We start from the raw sequence: 20695 nt of genomic DNA, 5'->3' as shown, positions 1-20695 counted from the left end.
TTACTTCGTAAAGGCGGGCCCGGCGCCGAACCAGGCCCGGAGCACGCCCATGGGGGCGTAGCGCCAGCGCGGCAGGTGCCGGGCGGCGTAGATCAGTTCCCGGCATTCCTGCTCGATCTCGAACGGCCTGATCAACGACCGGTCGAGCAGGTCGGCGCGCCCCGCGTCCGCGAGACCGGCGGCGTACGCGCCTTCGATCGCGGCCCGTGACGCCGCGACCCACTCCGCGATCCGGTCGGGATCGGCGTTCCTGCGGAGGATCGCCACCTGGCCGACGTGATCGACGCTCGTGGTGAGCTGGGCGAGGTCGCGGGCCGCCGGCTGGAAGGCGCCGCCGCCCGGTGCCGAGCCCGACACCGTCGGGTTCCCGTCGAAGTCGACCACCGCGTAGCCGTCGCGCCATCGAAGGATCTGGCCGACGTGCAGGTCTCCGTGGATGCGGATCAGCGGGGTCGCGCCCGCCGTCGCCAGAGGGGCGAGCTCGTGCCGCAGCGCCTCGGCCCGCGAGGCCAGCCACGCCCCGTCCTCGCCGTCGGTGAGCGTGAGCGCGTCGCGCAGCGCCTCCTCGGCCCGCGCCGCCCATGCCCCCGCGGCGCTCGCCGCGCCGCCCGTCGAGCCGTGCGTCGAGCCGTGCGTCGAGCCGTGTGTCGGGTCCTGTTCCGGGTCCTGCTCCGGTACGGCGCGGGCGAGCCGTACCGGATCGGGGAAGACGGGGGACGGGGTCGCCATGGCGAGGTGCAGCTCGGCGGCGAGACCGCCCAGCTCGGCGGCGAAGGCGGTCCGGCCGGCCTCGGCCTCGTCCACGCACCACTCCCAGCCGTCCCTGGCCTCGGGCAGGTACGCGGTGATCAGCGCGACCAGCGCGTCCTCCCAGTAGACGGCGGCGTACGGCGTGGCCGTGCGGGAGAAGCCGGACAGGTGCGCCAGCAGATCAGGCGCAGGATGCGGCGCGCGGGAGGGGCGGGGGAACCATTTGACGACCACGCTCTCGCCCGCGATCACCGAATGATTGGTCTGGTCGACCGTGATCGCGCGCTCGCCGGGAGGCGGCGGGGGCAGCGGGCGGAACGCGCGGACGGAGAAAGGACGCGGCGGCGTGACGCCCTCCGCGAGCGCCCGGACGACGGCTCCGGTGACGCCCTCTCCGACGGCCAACGTGAGAGAACCGTCCGGTTTCTCGTGAAGGGTTGGCCAGTGCCGTGTTTCCACCTGCATCTGTTGAATCTCGATTCAATAAGGCTTGTATCGCCAATGCTCACAATGCCGAAGAAAGTCTTGTCTAAGTTGACTTATCCTGCAACACTCTAAGCTCCCCACCGGAAGGAAGCTCTCGCATGTCATGTCGCGTGCCCGCCTTTACGGCGACGGCACCATGAAGTCCACCGTACGGGCACGGGTGATCGGGCGACTCGTCACCATGGGGCCGGGCTTCGGCTTCCTGATCGTCTTCCTGGCGGTCCCGCTCGCTCTCGTGCTCAGCTACACGGTGTTCCGCCGCGGCAGGTTCGGCGGAATCGTCTACGAGGCGACGGGGGAGAACTTCACCCGGCTGATCGACCCTCTGTACCTCGACGTGGTCTTCGGGTCGGTGAAGCTGGCCACGATCACGACGCTCCTCGCTCTGCTGCTGGCCTACCCGACCGCGTACATGATCGCCCGGCTGCCCGCCAAGTGGAAGGTCATCGCGCTGGTGGCCGTCGTGCTGCCGTTCTGGACCAACTTCCTGATCCGCACGTACGCCTGGATCGTGCTGCTGAACTCCGAGGGCCTGCTCAACTCCGGACTGGACGCGCTGGGTCTCGGCAAGGTGGAGCTCCTCTACTCGGACGGCGCCATCGTCGCCGGCCTGCTCTACGCGTACCTGCCGTTGATGATCCTCCCGCTGTACTCGGCCATCGAGCGGCTGGACCCGCAGCTCCGTGAGGCGTCGGCCAACCTCGGCGCGCGCCCGATCAGGACGTTCTGGTCGGTGACGCTGCCCCTCTCGCTGCCCGGTGTGCTGACCGGCTGCGTCTTCGTCTTCGTGCCGAGCCTGGGCAACTTCGTGATCCCCGAACTGCTCGGCGGCGGTCGCCGGATCATGGTGGGGAACCTGATCCGGGACCAGTTCCTCAAGGCTCGCGACTGGCCGTTCGGCTCGGTGCTGGCCCTGTCCGTGATCGGAGTACTGGTGCTCCTGCTCTTCGCCCAGGCATGGGCCACCCGAAGGGTGGGCCGGGATGCGTAGAAACGCGAAGCGTGGACACGGCTGGCTGCGACTGCCCTTCTGGCTGACGTACGTCTTCCTGTACGTGCCGATCGCGGTCGTCGTTCTCATGTCGTTCAACCAGAGCAAGTCGCCGTACGCGTGGGGCGGCTTCTCGCTGCGCTGGTACGGCCAGCTCGCCGGGAACGAGAAGATCCGCGAAGGTCTGATCAACACCCTGATCGTGGCGTTCGGCTCGACGGTGCTCTCCACGGTGCTGGGCACGCTGCTCGCGGTCGGCCTGGCCCGCTACAACAAGTCGCGCCTGGTCGACGCCCTCTCGACGATGCCCGCGATCCTGCCCGACCTGGTCCTCGCGATCGGCCTCCTCGTGTTCTACGCGGCGGTCAAGATGACGCTCGGCCTGCACTCGGTGCTGATCGCGCACACCGTGTTCGGCATGGCCTTCGTGACGGCCGTCGTCCGGGCCCGGCTCAACCACGCCGACACCTCGATGGAGGAGGCGTCCCGCGACCTCGGCGCGACCCCGGTGACGACGTTCATGCGGATCACGCTGCCGACCCTGGCCCCGGGCATCCTGGCGGGCGCCCTGCTGGCCTTCACGCTGTCCATCGACGAGTTCGTGATCGCCTTCTTCACCGCCGCGCCCACAGAACCGACCCTGCCGATCGTCATCTACTCCATGGTGCGGTTCGGCGTCACTCCCGAGATCAACGCGCTGGCCACCCTGCTGCTCGCGGTGAGCTTCACCGTCGTCATCGCGGCCCAGCGCATGACCAAGCTCACCGAGGCACTGTCATGACACTTATCTCCATCGACGGCGTGAGCCGGCGCTTCGGCGACGTCGTCGCGCTCGACTCGGTCAGCCTGGAAATCCGGCAGGGCGAATTCTTCGCGCTGCTCGGCCCTTCTGGCTGCGGGAAGACCACGCTGCTCCGCATCCTCGCCGGGTTCGAGCAGCCGGACGGCGGTGAGGTGCTCCTGGAGGGCGAGGACCTGCTCAAGGTGCCCGCGCACCGCCGCCCCGTCAACCTCATGTTCCAGTCGTACGCGCTGTTCCCCCACATGACGGTGGAACGGAACATCGCCTACGGACTGGAGCGCGAGAAGCTGGCCAAGAAGGAGATCCGGGAGCGGGTCGCCGAGGTGCTGGAGACCGTCGGGCTCGCCGCGCACGCCCGCCGCAAGCCGCACCAGCTCTCCGGCGGACAGCGCCAGCGCGTCGCGCTCGCCCGTGCGATCGTCAAGCGTCCGCGCCTGCTCCTGCTGGACGAGCCGCTGTCCGCGCTGGACAAGAAGGTCCGGGCCGAGATGCAGCTCGAGCTCAAGCGGCTGCAGCACGAGGTGGGCATCACCTTCGTCGTCGTCACCCACGACCAGGAGGAGGCCATGTCGCTCGCGGACCGCATCGCGGTCATGCAGGGCGGCAAGGTCGAGCAGGTGGACGCCCCCGTCGAGCTGTACGACCGGCCCCGTACGCCGTTCGTGGCGGGGTTCATCGGCGCGAACAACATCTTCACCGGCAAGGTCACCCAGGAGGGCCTCGACGTCGAGGGGCTGGGCGTGCTGCCCGCTCCCAAGGGCGTCGACGGCGACTCCGCGCTCCTCGTCGTCCGTCCGGAGAAGATCCGGATCACCGAGGTCGCGGCCAAGGCCGACGTCGCCGACGAGGTGGCGGAGAAGGCTCCGGCCGACGCCGAGGTAAAGGAAGCCGACGCGAAGACCGACGCCGAGCCCGTGGCCGAAGAAGAGCCGAAGTCCGAGGCGACGGCTGACACTGAGCCCACAGGTAAGGAAGAGGACGCGGACAAGGCCGAGACCGAGGCCGAGACCGAGGCTGAGGTCAAGGAAGAGGCTGCGGACACGGCGGACGCGACCACTGAGGCCGGAGCCGAGGTGAAGCAAGCCGAGGAAGGCGCCGAGCCCAAGGCGGAGGCCGAGGACGCGGAGCCCGGGGTCAGGGAAATCGCGGTTGTGGCCGAGGCGGACGTCGAGGTCAAGGCGAAGCGCAAGGCCAAGGGGAAGTCCAAGGCCAAGGCGGAGCCCGAGGTCAGGGAAATCGCGGTGGTGACCGAGCCGGTCGCCGAGGCAGAGGCGAAGCCTGAGAGCGAGGAAGCGGCGGAGGCCGAAGCGGGAGACGCGGCCGACGGCGAGGCCAGGGCGACCACGGACGCCGACGCCACTGCAGACGCCGACGCCGAGGTCGCGGCGGAGGAGAAGGCCGCCGACGCTGAGGCTGACACGGACACGGAGGCTGTGAGCGCCGCCGAGGTCGAGACTGACGTCGTGGCCAAGGAAGGTGCCGCCGTCGAGGCCAGCGCCGATCAGGGCGACGATCTCAGGACCGCCGTCAAGACCGCCATGACGGGCGAGGTCAACGCCGAGGCGATGGCCGAGGTCGTCTCCAGGGCCGTGGCCGGCGTCGTCGCCAAGGTGGTGGCGGAGGTCGTCGCCGAGGTCGTGGCCGTCAACGAGGCCAAGGCCAAGGCGAAGGCCGAGGCCGAGGCAGTGGCGAAGGAGCGGAGCGAGGCCGGGACGGAGATCGCGGCCGAAGCCGAAGTCAAGGCGGAGGCCGAGGTCGAAGCCGCGCCCACGTCCGAGACGGTTCCCGAGACTGAGCCCACGTCCGAGACCGAGTTCGAGACCGAGCCCGAGGTTGAGACCGAGCCCGGCCCGCTCCGCGGCAAGGTCGTGGACGTGAGCTTCTACGGCGGCACCTCGCACATCGTGCTGAGCGTCGAGGGCCATGAAGGTCACGTGTTGGCGGCGGCTCAGGGATCGGCGCGGGTCGAGCCCGGGACCGAGGTCGCGATCGGCTGGGACGCCGCCGACGCCGTGCTCATTTCGGCCTGAGCTCGTGTCCGGTCGCGAGGCGGGCATAGTCGAGGATGAGCTCCGCGGCTTTGTCCGGGCCGATCGAGTGATGCCGGGCGATGATGCGATAGCCGTACGCGTCCTCGAGCGCGACGAGCGTACGGCTGATCGTCTCGGAGTCGTGGGCCAGGGTGAAGATGCCCTGGGCCGCTCCGGTCTCGAGGATCGTCTGGTACATCGACACCTGCCGGTCGAACAGCGTCGTCAGCAGCGTGCCGTACACGCGGTTGCGGCCGGCGGCGCCGCCGAGCTCGCACAGCAGGCGCACGCCGGCGTCCTCGGGCCCCTCGGGAAGGCCGGACCTGATCGTCGTGATGAGCTTCAGCGCGGGGTCGGCGATGCCGCTGATCTTCTTGACCCGCTGCTCGTAGAAGCGCTCCATCCCGGCGTGATGGGCCTCGATCAGCAGATCCCGCAGGTCGGGATAGTGGTACAGCACGGCGCCGGAGGTCAGCCCGGCCTCCTCGGCTATCTGGTTGAGGTGGACACCCTCCGCGCCGTGTTGGATCATCGCCCGGCGGGCGGCATCGATGAGGTCCATCCGCCGGTCGGCTCTGCTCTTGCGCTGGGCCATTCCATCCCATCCGGTTTGAACGCTACGACAACAACTGGCGTACCCATAATGTCCCAGCTATTGACGTCGCGCTAGATACCTATTTGAATCACGGTTCAACAAGTCAGGGAGTCCGGAGATGACAGACAAGCAGCTGACGATCCTGTTCATGCCCGAGAGCGCGTACGGGCCGACGAACAACTGCGTCGGGATCGGCGATGTCCTGCGCAAGCGCGGCCACCGCGTGGTCTTCGCGGCTGAGGCGTCGTGGAAGGGCAAGCTGGAGGCGCTCGGCTTCGAGGAGGACCTGGTCGACCTCGCGCCGCCGGCCGAGGAGGAGCAGGACGCGGGCCAGTTCTGGAAGGACTTCATCCGCGACACCGCGCCGGAGTACCGCAAGAGCACCCTGGAGCAGCAGGAGACGGTCACCAAGCCGATCTGGGACGCCCTGATCGACGGTGCGAAGTACTGCGAGCCGCAGCTCAAGGCGATCATCGAGCGCGTCCAGCCGGACGTGATCGTCGAGGACAACGTCATCACCTTCCCCGCGCTGCTCACGGCCGGCAAGCCGTTCGTGCGCATCGTCTCCTGCAACCCGCTCGAAGTGAAGGGCTCGGACATCGCCCCGGCCTTCTCCGGTCTGCCCGCCGACGACAGGAGCGAGTGGGACGCCTTCCGTGCCGAGTACGACCGGACCCACCGTGAGATCTACACGGCGTTCAACGAGTGGGTCGTCGAGCAGGGCGCCCCGCCGCTGCCCGACCTGGACTTCATCCACGAGGGTGACGCGAACCTGTACGTCTTCCCGGAGATCGTGGACTATACCGATGAGCGTCCCCTCGGGCCCACCTGGACCCGGCTCGACTCGTCCGTACGCGAGACCGACGTGGAGTTCACGTTCCCCGAGGTCGAGGGCGACGGCCCGTGGGTCTACTTCTCGCTCGGCTCGCTGGGCTCCGCCGACGTCGAGCTCATGCGCCGGGTGATCTCGGTGCTGGCCACGACGCCGTACCGCTTCATCGTCTCCAAGGGCCCGCTGCACGAGGAGATCGAGCTGGCCCCGAACATGTGGGGCGCCGAGTTCGTGCCGCAGACCACGATCATCCCGCAGGTCGACCTGGTCATCACTCACGGCGGCAACAACACCACCACTGAGGCTCTGCACTTCGGCAAGCCGATGATCCTGCTCCCGCTCTTCTGGGACCAGTACGACAACGCCCAGCGTGTGCACGAGAAGGGCTACGGCGTCCGTCTCGACACCTACGGGTTCACCGACGAGGAGCTGACCGGCGCCCTGGAGCGGCTGCTCGGCGACACCGAGCTGCGCGAGCGGCTGGCCGCCCATGGTGCCGAGATCCGCCGCAGGGACGGCCTCCGCGTCGCCGCCGACGTGATCGAGAAGATCGCCGCCAAGTGAAAGCACTGAAGGACGCCGTTCCCCGGGTCTTCTGGACCGACAGGCCCGGGGCGCCGGCGTATCACCCGCTCGACGGCCGTACCACCGCCGACCTGCTCATCGTCGGCGGTGGTTTCACCGGACTGTGGGCCGCCGTGCTCGCGAAGCAGGAGAACCCGGCCTGTGACGTCGTCCTGGTCGACGCGCATTCCATCGCGTACGGCGGGAGCGGTCGCAACGGCGGCTTCGTCTCCGACTCCCTCACGCACGGCCTGGGCCAGGGTCTGAAGCTGTGGCCCGGCGAGATGGGCACGCTTCTCGCGCTCGGCAGGGAGAACCTCGCGGCCATCGCCGCGTTCGTCGAGGCCCACGGCATCGACGCCGATCTGCGCCTGGTGGGCAAGACGACGGTCGCGGTCGCCGCGCACCACGTCGCCGAGCTCAAGGAGGCGGAGCGGCTGCACCGCGAGCACGGCGAGGACGCCGTCTACCTCGGCCGCGACGAGATGCGCGCGGACGTGGACTCGCCGACGTATCTCGGAGGGCTGCGCCTGCGCGGCACCGGCGGCATCCTGGACCCGGCCAAGCTGGCCTGGGGCCTGGTCCGCGTCGCCGAGAAGCTCGGTGTCCGGGTCTACGAGAACACCGCGGTCTGCGGGATGGAACGTTCCGGAGCCGCCGTCCGCGTCATCACCGGCCCCGCTGGGAGCGGTACGGCGTCCGCCGACGGAAGCGGTGTGATCGAGGCGTCGCAGGTGCTGCTGGCCACCAACGCCTACCCGCCGCCGCTGCGCAGGCTGAGCAACTTCGTGTTGCCGGTCTGGGACTACGTGCTGATCACCGAGCCGTTGTCGGAGTCGCAGCGCGCCTCTCTGCGCTGGGCGGAGGGACAGGGCCTCACCGACGCGGGCAACCAGTTCCACTACTACCGGCTGACGGCCGACGGCCGGGTTCTGTGGGGCGGCTACGACGCCATCTACAACTTCCGCGGCACAGGCTCGGAGCAGCGCGACGCCTCGCACGAGCTGCTCGCGCGGCACTTCTTCGACACGTTCCCGCAGCTCGACGGTGTGCGGTTCAGTCACAGGTGGGGCGGGGCGATCGACTCGACCAGCCGGTTCACCCCGTTCTTCGGCACCGCCATGGGGGGCCGGGTCGCGTACGCCCTCGGCTACACCGGGCTCGGCGTCGGCGCGTCCCGGTTCGGGGCGCTGATCGGTCTCGACCTGCTGGCCCGCCGCTCCACCACGCGGACCGGACTGAAGATGGTGCGCCGCCCGCCGGTGCCGTTCCCGCCGGAGCCGCTGCGCTGGCCGGTCGTCGAGGTGACCCGGCGGGCGTTGGCCCGGGCCGACGAGAACGGCGGCCGACGTGGGCCGTGGCTGCGGTTTCTCGACCGATTCGGCGTCGGTTTCGACAGTTGATATCCACGATGAACTGATATCCACGGTGAACGCATAACCCTGGCGATTTGTCCTGTTTGTGGCAAATGGGCGGGGTTCATCGTGACCGATGAAAGAGGATGGCATGGCTACCCTGATCAATCCCGCGAACGGCCGGCCCATCGAGGACGTGCCGGACACGTCGCCCGAGGGCGTGGCGGCAGCCGTACGCGCCGCGCGGGAGGCCTTCGAGCAGTGGCGGGAGACCACCCCGGCCGAGCGCGCGCGGGTGCTACTGCGCTTCGCCGACCTGGTGGAGCAGGACGCCGAGGAGCTCACCCGGCTCGAGGTCGAGGAGACCGGCAAGCCGGCACCCGTGTTCCGTGACGGCGAACTGCCGTTCGGCGTGGACAACCTGCGGTTCTTCGCGGGAGCCGGCCGCTCTCTCGACGGGACGGGCGCGGGCGTGCTCAGCTCCGGCTACACGTCCGTGCTGATCAGGCGGCCGGTCGGCGTCGTCGGCTCGATCGCGCCGTGGAACTTCCCCTTCATCATGGGGATCTGGAAGATCGGCCCGGCGCTCGCCGCGGGCAACGCGGTCGTCATCAAGCCCGCCCCGCAGACCCCGCGGAGCACGCTCAGGCTGGCCGAGCTGTTCGCCAAGGCGGGAGCTCCCGAGGGCCTGCTGCAGGTCGTGACCGGCGACGCCGAGGTCGGGCAGGCGCTCGTGACCGACCCCGGCGTGGACATGGTCAGCGTCACCGGCTCCACCGCGACCGGCCGGGCCGTCATGCGCGGTGCCGTCGACGGGCTCAAGCGGGTCCACCTGGAACTCGGCGGCAAGGCCCCCGCGCTGGTCTTCGAGGACGCCTCCCTTGAGGACATGGCGTTCGGCGTCGCGATGGGCGCCACGTACAACACCGGGCAGGACTGCACCGCCGCGACCCGCGTCTACATCGAGCGGTCCCGGTACGCCGAGGGCGTCGAGGCGCTGCGCGACGCGCTCTCCCGGGTCCGGCCGGGCGACCCGTGGGACGAGGGATCCGACGTCGGCCCGCTGATCTCGCAGGCTCACCGCGACCGGGTGCACGGGTTCGTGTCGCGCGCGTCCGGCCGCGTGGTCTGCGGCGGCGCCCCATTGGACGGCCCCGGCTTCTACTACGCGCCCACGCTGATCGCGGACGCCGACCAGTCGAGCGAGATCGTCCAGGGGGAGATCTTCGGGCCCGTGCTGGTCGCGGTGCCGTTCGACGGCGAGGACGAGGCGGTCCGGCTCGCCAACGACACGCCGTACGGCCTGGCCTCCTCGGTGTGGTCGACCGATGTGTCCCGCGCGCTGCGCGTGTCGCACCGCCTGGACGTGGGCGTCACCTGGATCAACGACCACCTGCCGATCGCCTCCGAGGCGCCGCACGGCGGCGTGAAGGGCAGCGGCTTCGGCAAGGACATGAGCCAGGAGGCCGTCCAGGAGTACTCCGTCACGCGGCACCTGATGATCAAGCATGCCGCCCCCCAGCCGAAGGACTCCTTCCGCCCCGCCTGACACCGTATGCGGGAGGGCTCGGCACGCTCTCCGGGCGATATCCCGGAGAGCGCGTCAGCCGGATGCGCCCGAAGTGTGTGATGAGCGGCTTGGGGCGCTGACCTGCGAGATTGGCCGGGGCCTCGGCGGTGCGGTCCCCGCCGACCCTCAACTCGCGGGCAGCCGCGCTCTGCTCGTGTTCGGGGACGACGAAGGACGGCTCTTGCTCGTCTCGTAGTGACCGTACGTTCGCGGCACGGAACCGGAGCAGCACACCGCCCTCCGCTCTAGGTCACGGTAAGAGTGACGGGCTCCTGCCCGCCATCCTGGTGGTGATCTTCAGAAGAGTTGCAGAGTTCCTCCCAGAGAGGACTTTCGCAGGTCAGTCGTCGGCTGACTATTCTTCGGGAGTCTTGACGAACGAGCCCATGTCGGGCTCGCTTTGGATGAGGTCGGCCTGGCGAAGTGCCCGCATGACCTTCTGGGCGGCATTGGCGATGCAACTCCCCGATGAGATCGACGATCGATGGAATGCGCTCGATTTCGTTTGAGCCTCGACCGCTACTCGGCTTCGGCTTCCTCGTGCGCGGACTCCGGGACGACCTGCTCTGGCGGACCGCCGGTCTTGGGGTCGGCTACGAAGGTTCCGATGTTCTTCACGGTGTAGACCAGGCCTGCGTCTATGAGCGCGTTGATGACCTTGCGGGCGGTCCGGCGTGCGATCCCGAATTCTTCGGCCATGCGCGGTTCCCCGGGTACGGGGTAGCCGGGCTTGTAGTCGCCTGCCTTGATGCGTCGGCGCATCTCGGCAAGTACCTGCTCTGATTTGGGCTGATCAGGTCGGAAGTGGATCACAACGGTGACGATAAGAACCGGCACGTGTGACTACGTTTCGAGGCGTTCCGATGCGTACCGAACGTAAGGAGTAGGCAGGGGTCGGCAACACCGTCTACTATGTCGACATGACCTTCTCTGGAAGCTCGCTCGTCCGCGTCGTGGGGCAGCAGCGATCCCCTGGTCTCATGCCGACAGTCGGCTACGACCTCGACGAGGTGCGGGACCGCTTCCCCGCGTGGGTGCTCTTCCGTAGCGATGCGGGCGCCTTCTACGCCACCAGGCGCGGTGAGCGGCTTTCCTCCAAGCAGATCGGAGCCGGGCTTCAGCAGACGGTCTGCGCTGATGACCTTCCGGTCTTCCTCGCCCTTCTTCGCGACCAAGAAGCTCGCCGGTGACCATGCGCAGGCTGTGTAGCTTGCAGCCGCCATACACGTTGGAAGTTCGGCCCCAAGAGCGGGATGGGCCGCTGTTCGGGGCTGTTGGACGGGTGGCCTTCTTGTGCACTGGGGGTGGTGAGGAGGCCACCGCTGTACCGCGCCCGCCGACGCCGGCCTTTCTTATCCCGTCGGCGGGCGCCGCCCCCGCAGAGCCACCCGCCCCCGAGTGCCCCTCTGCGGGGGCCGCCACCACCAACGCAGACGTCCTGACAGTGAGGAGGTGACTGACCGGAATGGCATCGAAGGATTTGCCCGCCGAGTATCACGGCATCCATCCCGCACACCCGAAAGCTGGGTGGGAGAAGCTGGACTGGCGGGAGTGGCACCCGCGCGCGACTCGGATCCGGGTCGTGGAGCATATCTGTGAGCGCCAGGACATCGTCTATGAGCTGTGCCAGGCCGGGGGCTGGTCTCGTCCGCCGCCACTACCGCGCCTCCGACGGCACCGTCATCACCGAGAGCGAGTGGCTCCGCTCCGTCCCCGCCCGGCGGCTGCGGACGAACATCCTTCTCGGCCATGTCCGATGATCACTCGGCGTCGCCCCGGGCGAACCGGCCCCGACGTCCATGGCGGGCGTCGACGATCACGTGCGTCCGGGCGTCAAGGTCAGGCTATGTCCGGCCGCTCAGACCGGTCTCAGTGTGCGGCCGGCGACCGCCGTATGTGTTCGGGGGTGGCCATGAACTCGGCCTCCAGGTCGCTGACGATCCGCTGGATGAGCGACCGCAGTCGTGCTCGCCTCTGGGCCAGTTCGTCCGCGAACTCCCGTGCCTTCGGCCCCACCCAGACCGCCTTGCCGGTGAAGGTCGCATGTGGCGGGTCGAGTGCCGCCTCCAGTTGCCTGGCATGCATTCGCACCTTCTCCAGTGCTCGCAACAGCTCCTGTTTGCGGGGGTTCGGCACCATGTCATCAAGGTTCGCTGTCAAACACCTCACCTTTCCTCTCCGGAATGGCGTGTGCAGTCTCCCAGCCCATATGAGATCGTGCGCTCAGGCGGCCAGACTCGGAGGATATTTCATGTCCCGTTCTCGTCACAGCTCTCCCGCGCGGCTCGTCGCAGTGGTCTCGCTGCTCGCCCTGCTCGCGGTCGCCTGCGGTGAACGGGAGCCCACGGTGGCCGAAGCCGCCGCCAGCCTGCAAACCCACGTCTTGCGACTCCTCAAGGAGCGCGGCGCGCTGAATGTCCAGGTGGAGGATCCGGGCGGGAAGGACATCCCCTGCGGAGAGGGCAAAGCCAAGCGCACCTTCGCCGCCACCGGAGAGGGCGCTGAGCCGGAGATGGACCCCGGCTCTATGAACGATTTGCTGGTCGGCGCGTTAGGGCGCACAGCTGACCATAAGTACCATTTTGCCGATCCGACGGCGAAGCCGTTCCGTTTGGTGAATGAAGTGACCAGGACCGTTCTGGTTCTGGATTCGGTGACAGGGCGGTACGTGGTCAAGGGGGAGACGGAGTGTCTCAGTCTGTCGTAAGTCTTCCCTCGTAGGCGAGTGCCCTCTGGTATCCGGTGTTCCTGTTCCCCTCAAAAAAGTCTGCTTCGGTGCTTGATAGGTAGCCCAGGGTGTGGGTCTTTGAGGTTCCCATCCCATTGTCGATCAACCATTGATCGAGTGCCTGACGGCCCTTGTCGCCTAGCCCGTTGATTTCCTTGAAGGAAAGGAGGGAGCCGTCCTTGCGGGAAATAAGAGATCCCATGCCGTGTGAGGTCTGGGCGGGGAGAATCCGTGATGTGAAACCTTGCTGCATAAGAAGTTCGGCGATGTTGTGCTTGCGCCCAAGAACTTCCTCCGAGATGAGCTTCTGGAGCTCTTCTGTATCGTTTTCCGGCTCGTGCATCCACGTGTAGTACGCGGACACTCCGGTGGAGAGGCCGGTCCAGATCACGGCGCCGAACGGAGGGACGAATCCGACGACACCCATCGCTGTACCGACCACGAAACTCTCGGCGTCGTGTGCGGTCTTGGCCGCCTTGTCTTTCGGCGTGAGCACCCGCACCGCGGCGGCAAGTTCGAAACCTCGGGCATTGCCGAGCATCTTGAAGAGGGCATGCATCGCGGAGATGTCCCCGGCCTTCGCGAGTTGGGAGACCCGGGGGAGGAGCCGTTGGGTGAGTTCGCCCATGCCGGCGTCGAAGGGGGCGCGCGATTCGGCCTGTGCCGCGAAGGTGGTCAGGAACCGGAAGGTGTCCTTGGGGCTCAGCCGGAACGCCCCCCGCAATCCCGGAACGAGAACGGGCTCGAACACGCCAGGAGAGGGCAACTGACCGCTTTCCATGGTCGCGTCCACCGCCTCGATGTCCGCGCCCAAGGTGATCTCCGGCGCGTACGAGCCGGCGAGTTCCCCGAGGTGGACACGGGTCGCGTCATGGAGCCGGATGTCGTCGACGGTGGTCATCACCGTAAAGGCGAAGAAAGCGGCCTCCCGGCTGTGCCGGCCCTGCCCCTCGTCGTAGGCGCCCGACGCGGCGGCGAGCAGACGCCCGAAGGCGTCGGCCGTCGTCCCGTCCTGCCGTGCCCGTTCGCCGAGCTTTGTCAGGAATTCCGACAGCTTGTCGCTCTCGTCGCGCTCTGAGAACCCGCGCAGCAGCTCCTTCTCCCAAGAGGAGCGCGGGCCGAGACGCGCCGCCCTGCCGACGGCCAACCGCGCGGCGGCGGGGTTGGCCGCGAGCAGGTTCAGGAACGTCGAGAGGTTCCCGTTGGCGGCCGCGCTGCCGAGACGCTCCGTGAGCACGGTCGCGGCGATCCCGGTCAACCACTCGGTCGGGTACGGTCCCGGCTTCAGCAGGTCGACGACTCCGTCCAGGTCCTGTCCCGTGCTCTTGCGCAGTTCCTCCGCGACCGTGGCGAACCCGGGGACCTTCGCCCCGCCTCTGAGGGCGGTGGCGAACGCCGTACGGGCGACGTCGACCGCCTCGTCGGAGAGGCGTCCACGCAAGGTGGCGGCGAGCCGTCGTGTGCGGTCGGCCCCGAGCGCGGCGAAGAAGGCCGCGGTGAAGTTCGCGTCGTACTGGTGCTCGCGGAGGGTCCCGATGACGGCGTTCATCCTGTCGGTGGGCGACTGACCGCTGAGCAGCAATTCGTCCGGATCGATCGCCATGAAACGTTCGGCCAGGTCGGTGCCCTGGCGTCGGGCGTCTCCGGGGGCGAGCAACGGCTTCTCCTGGTACGGCTGCAAGCCCGCACTGGGCAGCCACGGCAGGGTGACGTCGATGGTCTCCACCCGCTGGCGGAGGCGGGGGATCTGTTCCTCGGCCCAGCCGCCGATCTCCCTGACCGGGGCGAGGTCGGTGGCGGACAGATCGACGGCGGCCAGTTCCCTGCGGATGCCCTCAGCGTGTTCGGCGATCACCTGACCGGTCCGCTCCAGATCGCGGATGAAGCCGTTCATCAGCGACGGGTCGATTCCGGCGAACCCCGAGGCAAGCGGTCCGGTCCCCGAAGGCGGGCGTGAGGCGTCATCCATGCCGCCATCATGGGCGAAGAGGCGTCGCGATTCGAGAGCTTCCGACCGACGCGGGACACCGGGGTGACGGATCGAACCGGCCCGTCTGATCGCGTCCGGGGATCAAGGCAGTCAGGACCGGTGTGGGGCGAGTTCGTCGAGGGCGCGTGCCAGGCCGAGCCGTTCACCGTCGCGGTACTCCCTCTGAAATCGCTCCTCGCCCAGGGTCTGTCGGATCATGCGGAGGTTGCGGTCGCGGCTGGCCATCAGGTGCGTGAATCCCCACATCTGGGGGGCGCCGGCGTGCTGCCAGGCCATGTGCGCCGCGCCGAGCAACAGCGCGGCCACGCCCGGCTGCTCCAGCTTGGCCAGCGCCCAGGCGAGAGTCTCGCTCACCGTCGCCGCGCCGAGCCCGTCGCCGAGCCGCCGCTTGAGGTCGAGACTGCGCCACAACAGACTGACCGCCTCGTCGGTCCGCCCGATCTCGGTGCACTCGATGGCCAGGGTCCACAGTATGTAGGAGCGATGCCAGATCTCCCCGCGGCTCTCGGACAGGTCCAGTGCGCGGTGGAGGTAGTCGAACGCCTCCTCCCCGGCTCCCCGCGCCGACGCGGAGAGGCCGAGTTGGGCAAGCGCCTGCTGATCGGTGAGCATGCCCGCGCGCTGGTCGCCAGCCAGTAGCGCGGCTCGTGAATGGCTTTCCGCCCGCGCGAAGTCGCCGACGAACAGTGCGCACAGCCCGCGTAGCTGGTGGACCGCGGCGCGGACTGCGGCCCACCCCTCACCGTCGCCGTGGCTGACCGGTTCGATGCGGTCGAGCGCTCGTCGGGCCTCTTCGAGGTCGCCGTGCAGGTGAAAGAGGAACGCCGCGCACCACTGCGCACGGCACCAGCTTTGGGCCATGCCATCGCCGGGCGGTTCGGGGTACCGGTCGAGGACCCGGCGCATCCAGTGCGCGCCTTCGCCGACCTTGCCGCTTGCGATCCAATGCAGCCAGAGCGCGTATCCCCCATCGAGGAGGCCGGCGGTGGCGGGCGGCCCGTCGTCGGTCAGCGCGTAGCTGAGTGCCTGCCGGAGGTTGTCGTCTTCCTCCCCGAGCCGAATCAGCCACTTCCCCTGGTCGGCCGTGGCGTACGCGGCCTCGGCACGCCCGGCCAGGCTTATGTACCAGTCGCGGTGACGACGCGTCGCGTCGGCTTCTGCTCCGGACGCGGTCAGTCGTTCCCGCCCGTACAGCCGTACGGTCGCCAGCATGTGCAGCCGGGTCCGGCCCTCGGTGTCGGCCCGCGTGAGCAGCGACTTGTCCACCGGCCCGGCGATGGCCTCGAACGCGTCGTGCGTCGCCTCGTCGCCGCACACCGCCTCGGCGTCGGGAAGCGCGATGTTTCCGGCGAAAACCGAGAGTTGTTCCCACACCTTCCGTTCGTCCGGCGAGCATAGTTCGTAGCTCCAGTCGAACACGGCGCGCAGCGTACGGTGACGCGGATGGGCCGCGCGTTCGGCGCCCGCGGCGCCGTGCAGATGGATGCGCCGGCCGAGCCGGTCGAGTAGGTCGTCGAGGGAGAGCGTCCGCAGCAGGCGGACGGTGAGTTCCAGCGCCAGCGGGAGCCCGTCCAGAAGGCGGCATGCCTGCACCACTGCGTTCTGGTTTCGCGCCGTCAGCCGGAATCCGGGCAGTACAGCCTGGGCGCGGTCGAGGAAGAGGTCGACCGCCGCCGACGTTCCACCGTCCTGGTCCAACAGCGGCAGGGGGCCGACGGGCAGCACGTGCTCCCCGTCTACGTGCAACGGCTGGCGGCTGGTGGTCAGCACGCGCAGGTTCGGCATCGCCCGCAGCAGTGTGGACGCCAGGGCGGCGGTGACGTCGAGGAGATGCTCGCAATTGTCCAGAATGAGCAGCACCCGACGGGTCCCGAGCGCCCTGGCTACCGCCTCCAGCGGCTTCTCGTGGGCGTTGAGTTGCACGCCGATGACGGAGGCGACGGCACGGTCGACCATTGACGGGTCGGTGAGCCCGGCCAGTTCGATCAGCCACACCCGGCCGGGGAACCGATCGGCGACCTTCTCCACAAGGCGCAACGCGAGCCGTGTCTTGCCGACCCCGCCGACGCCGGTCAGCGTGACCAGACGGGCGGTCCGCAGCAGTCGTGCGCCCTCCACCAGCTCCCGCTCCCGTCCCACGAAGCTGGTGAGAGCGGCAGGCAGGGGAGTGGGTAGCGCGGCAGGCGGGTCCGCCAAGCCGCTTTCCCGTGTCGCCGGACGGCCGGCGTCGGGCGGGTCACTCCCGTCGACCGGACGGACGCCGGACGGTTCGGAGCCATATCGGCCCTCACCGGCGTCCTGAGGCTTCCCGCCGACCTCGGCCGCCCCGGTGTCCCCGTCAAGCGCGGCCCGTGACGACGCGTAGTGCTCGCCGGCCTTGGACCGCCAGCCGCGCTCGGAGCTTTCCAGCCTCCCGCGCAGCCCGTCGATCCGTTCGCCGATCGCGACCAGGTTCCCGGCCTGCTGGTACGGCAGGGCGAGCGCGGCGGCGGCCTCTGCCAGCGCGGCGGCCCCGGGCAGCCGGTTGCGCCGGGAGAGTTGGGCCGCCCCTGACAGCCAGCGGGAGACGAGCGGGGCGTCCGCGTGCGACAGCCTGGCCACCAGATGCTTCTGCGGGCGGCCGCCCAGCGCGCGCCGAAGCTCCGCGGCGGCCTCGTCAAGGGCTTCGGCGAGCTCGTCCACCAGCAGCTCGAACGGGTGCATCCGCGTGAGATCCCCTTCCGCAACTGTTCAATCCCGGAAGACCCGCAGGTCGATGCCGGTGCAATGTGCGCCCCAAGATTGCACCTGGCGACGAATCTACTCAGCGCCCGCGTCGTGAGCCAGTGTTGGGATCCCGCTCCCCACAAGGAGGATCCCGTGCGTGTTCTGATCGTCGCGTCCACGCTGCTCGCCGCCCTGCTCTGGCCGTCCACGGCCGCGACGGCGGCGGCGGGTTCGTCCCTGCCCACCTGCCCGGGAGTCCGCGTCGCCCGGGTGCCGGTGTACGCGAAGGAGTTCAAGGGCGCGGCCGCGTACATCCACGTCTTCCACGACGCGGGGCGCGGGAAGGTCTGCGCGTTCCTCAACTCCTCGGCTTCGACGTGGGGGAAGCCCAAGGACATGACGATCCAGCTCAAGCAGTGTTCCCGCCCGAGTTCCGGGTACGGCGGATGCCCCGGACAGCTCCAGTCGAAGGTGGTGCGGGGCTGGTACTCCGGCCGTACCGGCACGGTCACATTGGACATCGGCCGTGGCTGCGCACTGGCCTGGGGCCGTGTCTCGTGGGGGCCGCACTACGGCCTCATGGCCACGAAGACCGTCGCGTGTGTCGCGGGGGCAGAGGGCGCGGGGGCAAGGGGGGCAGAGGGCGCGTAGTCAGTACCAGCGGGGGTCCGACGGCGACGGACCCTCGCTTTCTCGTCAACCGTCGGGGGACCAAGAGAACAGAGGGAGCCCTTGATGTCGTACGGGCCGGGATTCAGGCGGGACCCGCAGGGCCGGGTTCGCTGGAGTGAGAACGGCAGATGGACGGAGTACGTCCGAGACCCGGGCGGGACGATCCGCAGAGACGGCAACGTCCCCGTCTCGTCGCCGCCGTCCTCCTCGCCGCTGCTGGGGGTCGATCCGCCGCGCAGGGAGGGAACGCGCCCCACAGCCAGGTCCGGGGGCGGTGGGGGCGGGGCCGCGATCAGCGGCGCGGTCGTGGGGATCGGCGGCATCGGTTCTATCGCGGCGTTCTTCCTAGTGATCATCTTTCTGTGGCAGCTGCGCTGGATTCTGCTGATCGCCTGGCTGGCCATGGCAGTGGCCGGGGTGCTCCTGTACCGGCGCGGCCGGCTTCGTGGGCTCCCTCTCGCGTTCGGCGTGGCGGTCTGGATCATGCTCGGCTACCTGTGCATGACCGGCTTCGAGTTCCAGTCGGCCTACGAGGACAGCCGGCAGCGGCCCGCGACCGAGAAATCGCGCGAGGAGGCCGAGTTGACCGCCCAGGAGATTTCAGCGACCCGGGATTTCCTGGCGAGGATGGCCGACGATCCGCATGACTTCTGCGCCAACCGGATGTTCGGTGGCGCGGACGATGCGCTCGCCGAGAGGGAGGGCACATCCTCCTGCTCCGAAGCCATCGAAGGCCTCGCCGCCAGGCTCGGGCCGGCCGGTCGGCAAGCCCTGAGCGATCTGGAGATGACGAAGCTCTCCTCCGTGCTCAACGAGTCCGGTTCTCTGCGGCGTTCCACTTTCCAGCTCGGCCCCAACCCGCTCGGCTGGACACGGATCGAGGTGAGCGTCGACTCGATGTACGGCTTCGTGATCCACTCGTTCCAGTGACCGGCGGCGCCCTGGTCGGGGACAAGCAGGCTGCGGGCACGCAATGGCGAACGCCGGGCAGGTCCAGGAGAAGGCGGCCGCTCGGCGTGCACCGCCAGGCCCGGCGACGATCGATGGCGGCCGGTTGCCCGCGGAATCCCTCGGTACGTTCGACGATCATCTGCTCGATCGGTCGGCGTGGCGTGTCCCCGACAGGGACCTGACCGGCCTGGTGGATTCTCCCGGCGCTAACGAACAGTGAGGTTGCGGAGGGCCTCGCGGCGGCTCAGGCCGGAGATGCCGTGGTGGTCGACGTAGCGGACGACCTCGTCCGGTTTGGTCTTCGCGTACTCGCGCAGGGCCCAGCCGATGGCCTTGCGCGCGAAGAAGTCGATGTCCGACAGGCTCGGCTCGATGCACGCGTACAGCAGCGCGGGGTCGGTCCGCTCCTTGAAGGAGTTCTGGCAGAGGATCGCGGTGCGCCGTTTCCACAGGTCGGGGTCGTGCGCCCACTCCAGCATCAGCGGGCGCATCGTCTCGGGGTAGAGCCGCAGCAGCGTGCCGACCCGGTGGACGGCGATGTCGTCGACCAGGTCCCACCAGGCGCCGGTGACGACCATCTCCTCGTACATCGGGATGGTGTAGAGCGTCTGCCAGGACCGGTAGTAGCGATGCGAGGACAGTTCGATCGCGGCGTACCGCTCCTCGCGGTATTCCGCCTCGCGCCAGAGCGTGAGGACCGCCTTGCGCCACTCGGGGGCCGAGCCCAGGCGGTGCTCGGTGAAGACCCGCTTCAACGCGTTGCGCCGGGGGACGGCCTGCACGCCGAGGAACGGCATGCCGGACTTCATGTACGCCTGCATGGCCGGCGCCTTGGCCGGGTCGGCCGCCTCGGCGAGGGCATGCCGTACGGCCTTGAGGAGCATCATGGCTGCTGGCTGGCGCGGTCTCCGGTGGAGACGCCGTCGAACAGCACCGTGATGTAGTGCTCGGCCAGCCCGGTGGTGTCGAGGCGGCCACCCGGGCGGAACCAGCGCACCGCGACCCAGATCGTGTCGCGGATCATCCGGTAGGTGAGCTTGGGATCGAGGTCATCACGGAACAGCCCCTCGGCCTGGCCGCGCTTGATCTGCTCGACCCACATCCGCTCGACCTCGTCCTCGGCCTTGACCAGGTAGCCGAAGCGGTCTCCGGGGATGGAGCGGAGGTAGTTCCAGTCGTTCTGCATCACCGTGATGGCCGCCCGGTGCGGCTCCAGCGTGCCGAACCCGATCCGTACCATCTCGGACAGGACGGTGCGCGCGTCGCCCCCGCTCTCCAGGACGGCCCGGTAACGGGCGGTGAGATCCTCGAGGAAGGTGCGCAGCACCTCGTCGACGATCGTCTCCTTGGAGTCGAAGTGGTGGTAGAGGCTTCCTGAGAGGATGCCGGCCTCGTCGGCGATCTGGCGGACGGTGGTCGCCTGGAAGCCCTTACGTGCGAAGAGCTCCGCCGCGAGCTTGACGAGATGGTCACGCCGCTCGGACGCCGAGCCCGAGGTGACGGCCCGCTTGGTCGTGCCCTGGCGTCTCACCGGGGCAGCGGTGGCGCCTCCGGAGTTCTTTCGCTGGTTCACACCACCATTATGAGGCTCCGAGCAATGGCTTGCTCGCCCAATGCCCGTGAGAGTCACCTGCTCACCGCGCTTTGGCGGCGAAAGCCAAGCGCTTGTTACA

At 68.8% G+C, this 20695-nt stretch carries 19 protein-coding genes; 11 read left to right on the top strand and 8 right to left on the bottom strand.

Annotated features, from left to right (window positions below):
• Positions 1–1155, bottom strand: a complete 1155-nt coding sequence (locus AB0I59_RS12655) for a hypothetical protein (RefSeq protein ID WP_358132411.1) — start codon at positions 1153–1155, stop codon at positions 1–3.
• A gap of 184 nt (positions 1156–1339) precedes the next feature.
• On the opposite strand from AB0I59_RS12655, the gene AB0I59_RS12650 reads away from it, so the two are divergent.
• Genes AB0I59_RS12650 through AB0I59_RS12640 form a run of 3 tightly spaced genes read left to right on the top strand, consistent with a single transcriptional unit; the run spans position 1340 to position 5059 of the window.
• Positions 1340–2227, top strand: coding sequence for an ABC transporter permease (locus AB0I59_RS12650; RefSeq protein ID WP_358132409.1), 888 nt, complete (start codon positions 1340–1342; stop codon positions 2225–2227).
• The gene (locus AB0I59_RS12645) at positions 2220–3008 is read left to right on the top strand and encodes an ABC transporter permease (RefSeq protein ID WP_061257690.1); all 789 of its coding nucleotides are present in this window, start codon (positions 2220–2222) and stop codon (positions 3006–3008) included. The genes AB0I59_RS12650 and AB0I59_RS12645 overlap by 8 nt, the downstream gene beginning before the upstream one ends.
• Positions 3005–5059, top strand: coding sequence for a polyamine ABC transporter ATP-binding protein (locus AB0I59_RS12640; protein WP_358132407.1), 2055 nt, complete (start codon positions 3005–3007; stop codon positions 5057–5059). The genes AB0I59_RS12645 and AB0I59_RS12640 overlap by 4 nt, the downstream gene beginning before the upstream one ends.
• Here AB0I59_RS12640 and AB0I59_RS12635 read toward each other — a convergent pair.
• Positions 5046–5654 carry a TetR/AcrR family transcriptional regulator gene (locus tag AB0I59_RS12635; protein ID WP_061257689.1) on the bottom strand — a complete coding sequence of 203 codons (609 nt, stop codon included), beginning with the start codon at positions 5652–5654 and terminating at the stop codon, positions 5046–5048. The genes AB0I59_RS12640 and AB0I59_RS12635 overlap by 14 nt on opposite strands.
• Before the next feature lie 118 nt (positions 5655–5772).
• Here AB0I59_RS12635 and AB0I59_RS12630 point away from each other — a divergent pair, with 118 nt between their 5' ends.
• The 3 genes from AB0I59_RS12630 to AB0I59_RS12620 all read left to right on the top strand — a co-directional run bounded on the left by AB0I59_RS12630 (position 5773) and on the right by AB0I59_RS12620 (position 9954).
• On the top strand, positions 5773–7050 hold the full coding sequence (locus tag AB0I59_RS12630) for a glycosyltransferase (protein ID WP_358132405.1): 1278 nt from the start codon (positions 5773–5775) through the stop codon (positions 7048–7050).
• The gene (locus AB0I59_RS12625; protein ID WP_358132403.1) at positions 7047–8453 is read left to right on the top strand and encodes an NAD(P)/FAD-dependent oxidoreductase; all 1407 of its coding nucleotides are present in this window, start codon (positions 7047–7049) and stop codon (positions 8451–8453) included. The genes AB0I59_RS12630 and AB0I59_RS12625 overlap by 4 nt, the downstream gene beginning before the upstream one ends.
• A gap of 103 nt (positions 8454–8556) precedes the next feature.
• Entirely contained in the window at positions 8557–9954 is a 1398-nt protein-coding gene (locus AB0I59_RS12620; RefSeq protein WP_061257686.1) for an aminobutyraldehyde dehydrogenase, read from the top strand.
• 540 nt (positions 9955–10494) lie between these two features.
• Here AB0I59_RS12620 and AB0I59_RS12615 read toward each other — a convergent pair.
• The gene (locus tag AB0I59_RS12615; protein WP_358132401.1) at positions 10495–10812 is read right to left on the bottom strand and encodes a GntR family transcriptional regulator; all 318 of its coding nucleotides are present in this window, start codon (positions 10810–10812) and stop codon (positions 10495–10497) included.
• An 83-nt stretch (positions 10813–10895) separates the two neighbouring features.
• Here AB0I59_RS12615 and AB0I59_RS12610 point away from each other — a divergent pair, with 83 nt between their 5' ends.
• Positions 10896–11165, top strand: coding sequence for a hypothetical protein (locus tag AB0I59_RS12610; RefSeq protein WP_358132399.1), 270 nt, complete (start codon positions 10896–10898; stop codon positions 11163–11165).
• 426 nt (positions 11166–11591) lie between these two features.
• Complete coding sequence (locus AB0I59_RS12605) at positions 11592–11735, top strand: hypothetical protein (RefSeq protein WP_358132397.1); 144 nt, start codon at positions 11592–11594, stop codon at positions 11733–11735.
• 109 nt (positions 11736–11844) lie between these two features.
• Here the strand turns inward: AB0I59_RS12605 and AB0I59_RS12600 are convergent, their stop codons facing one another.
• Positions 11845–12135 carry a hypothetical protein gene (locus AB0I59_RS12600; protein WP_358132395.1) on the bottom strand — a complete coding sequence of 97 codons (291 nt, stop codon included), beginning with the start codon at positions 12133–12135 and terminating at the stop codon, positions 11845–11847.
• 91 nt (positions 12136–12226) lie between these two features.
• Between AB0I59_RS12600 and AB0I59_RS12595 the strand changes: the two genes are divergently transcribed.
• Complete coding sequence (locus AB0I59_RS12595; RefSeq protein ID WP_358132393.1) at positions 12227–12682, top strand: hypothetical protein; 456 nt, start codon at positions 12227–12229, stop codon at positions 12680–12682.
• Here AB0I59_RS12595 and AB0I59_RS12590 read toward each other — a convergent pair.
• Positions 12669–14672, bottom strand: a complete 2004-nt coding sequence (locus AB0I59_RS12590) for a hypothetical protein (RefSeq protein WP_358132391.1) — start codon at positions 14670–14672, stop codon at positions 12669–12671. The two genes, AB0I59_RS12595 and AB0I59_RS12590, sit on opposite strands and share 14 nt — an antisense overlap.
• Before the next feature lie 111 nt (positions 14673–14783).
• Positions 14784–17396 (bottom strand): ATP-binding protein, encoded by a 2613-nt coding sequence (locus tag AB0I59_RS12585; RefSeq protein ID WP_358132389.1) that lies wholly within the window; start codon positions 17394–17396, stop codon positions 14784–14786.
• Between the two features lie 156 nt (positions 17397–17552).
• Between AB0I59_RS12585 and AB0I59_RS12580 the strand changes: the two genes are divergently transcribed.
• Both AB0I59_RS12580 and AB0I59_RS12575 read left to right on the top strand, forming a co-directional pair.
• Positions 17553–18050: a hypothetical protein gene (locus AB0I59_RS12580; RefSeq protein WP_358132387.1), complete on the top strand. Its 498-nt coding sequence runs from the start codon at positions 17553–17555 to the stop codon at positions 18048–18050.
• 327 nt (positions 18051–18377) lie between these two features.
• Positions 18378–19001: a DUF2628 domain-containing protein gene (locus AB0I59_RS12575; protein ID WP_358132385.1), complete on the top strand. Its 624-nt coding sequence runs from the start codon at positions 18378–18380 to the stop codon at positions 18999–19001.
• 227 nt (positions 19002–19228) lie between these two features.
• On the opposite strand, the gene AB0I59_RS12570 is transcribed toward AB0I59_RS12575, so the two are convergent.
• Positions 19229–19909, bottom strand: coding sequence for a DNA alkylation repair protein (locus tag AB0I59_RS12570; RefSeq protein ID WP_061257677.1), 681 nt, complete (start codon positions 19907–19909; stop codon positions 19229–19231).
• Positions 19906–20595, bottom strand: coding sequence for a TetR/AcrR family transcriptional regulator (locus AB0I59_RS12565; protein ID WP_061257676.1), 690 nt, complete (start codon positions 20593–20595; stop codon positions 19906–19908). The genes AB0I59_RS12570 and AB0I59_RS12565 overlap by 4 nt, the downstream gene beginning before the upstream one ends.
• Positions 20596–20695 lie beyond the last annotated feature (100 nt).

The sequence above is a fragment of the Microtetraspora glauca genome, from assembly GCF_040656155.1.
GTDB lineage: Bacteria > Actinomycetota > Actinomycetes > Streptosporangiales > Streptosporangiaceae > Microtetraspora > Microtetraspora glauca.
This window is presented reverse-complemented; position numbering and strand designations above follow the sequence as displayed.

Coding starts and splice junctions, on each gene's coding strand:
- AB0I59_RS12650 (WP_358132409.1), top strand. CDS start 1,340: ATGTCGCGTGCCCGCCTTTACGGCGACGGCACCATGAAGTCCACCGTA.
- AB0I59_RS12645 (WP_061257690.1), top strand. CDS start 2,220: ATGCGTAGAAACGCGAAGCGTGGACACGGCTGGCTGCGACTGCCCTTC.
- AB0I59_RS12640 (WP_358132407.1), top strand. CDS start 3,005: ATGACACTTATCTCCATCGACGGCGTGAGCCGGCGCTTCGGCGACGTC.
- AB0I59_RS12635 (WP_061257689.1), bottom strand. CDS start 5,654: ATGGCCCAGCGCAAGAGCAGAGCCGACCGGCGGATGGACCTCATCGAT.
- AB0I59_RS12630 (WP_358132405.1), top strand. CDS start 5,773: ATGACAGACAAGCAGCTGACGATCCTGTTCATGCCCGAGAGCGCGTAC.
- AB0I59_RS12620 (WP_061257686.1), top strand. CDS start 8,557: ATGGCTACCCTGATCAATCCCGCGAACGGCCGGCCCATCGAGGACGTG.
- AB0I59_RS12610 (WP_358132399.1), top strand. CDS start 10,896: ATGACCTTCTCTGGAAGCTCGCTCGTCCGCGTCGTGGGGCAGCAGCGA.
- AB0I59_RS12605 (WP_358132397.1), top strand. CDS start 11,592: ATGAGCTGTGCCAGGCCGGGGGCTGGTCTCGTCCGCCGCCACTACCGC.
- AB0I59_RS12595 (WP_358132393.1), top strand. CDS start 12,227: ATGTCCCGTTCTCGTCACAGCTCTCCCGCGCGGCTCGTCGCAGTGGTC.
- AB0I59_RS12590 (WP_358132391.1), bottom strand. CDS start 14,672: ATGGATGACGCCTCACGCCCGCCTTCGGGGACCGGACCGCTTGCCTCG.
- AB0I59_RS12585 (WP_358132389.1), bottom strand. CDS start 17,396: ATGCACCCGTTCGAGCTGCTGGTGGACGAGCTCGCCGAAGCCCTTGAC.
- AB0I59_RS12570 (WP_061257677.1), bottom strand. CDS start 19,909: ATGATGCTCCTCAAGGCCGTACGGCATGCCCTCGCCGAGGCGGCCGAC.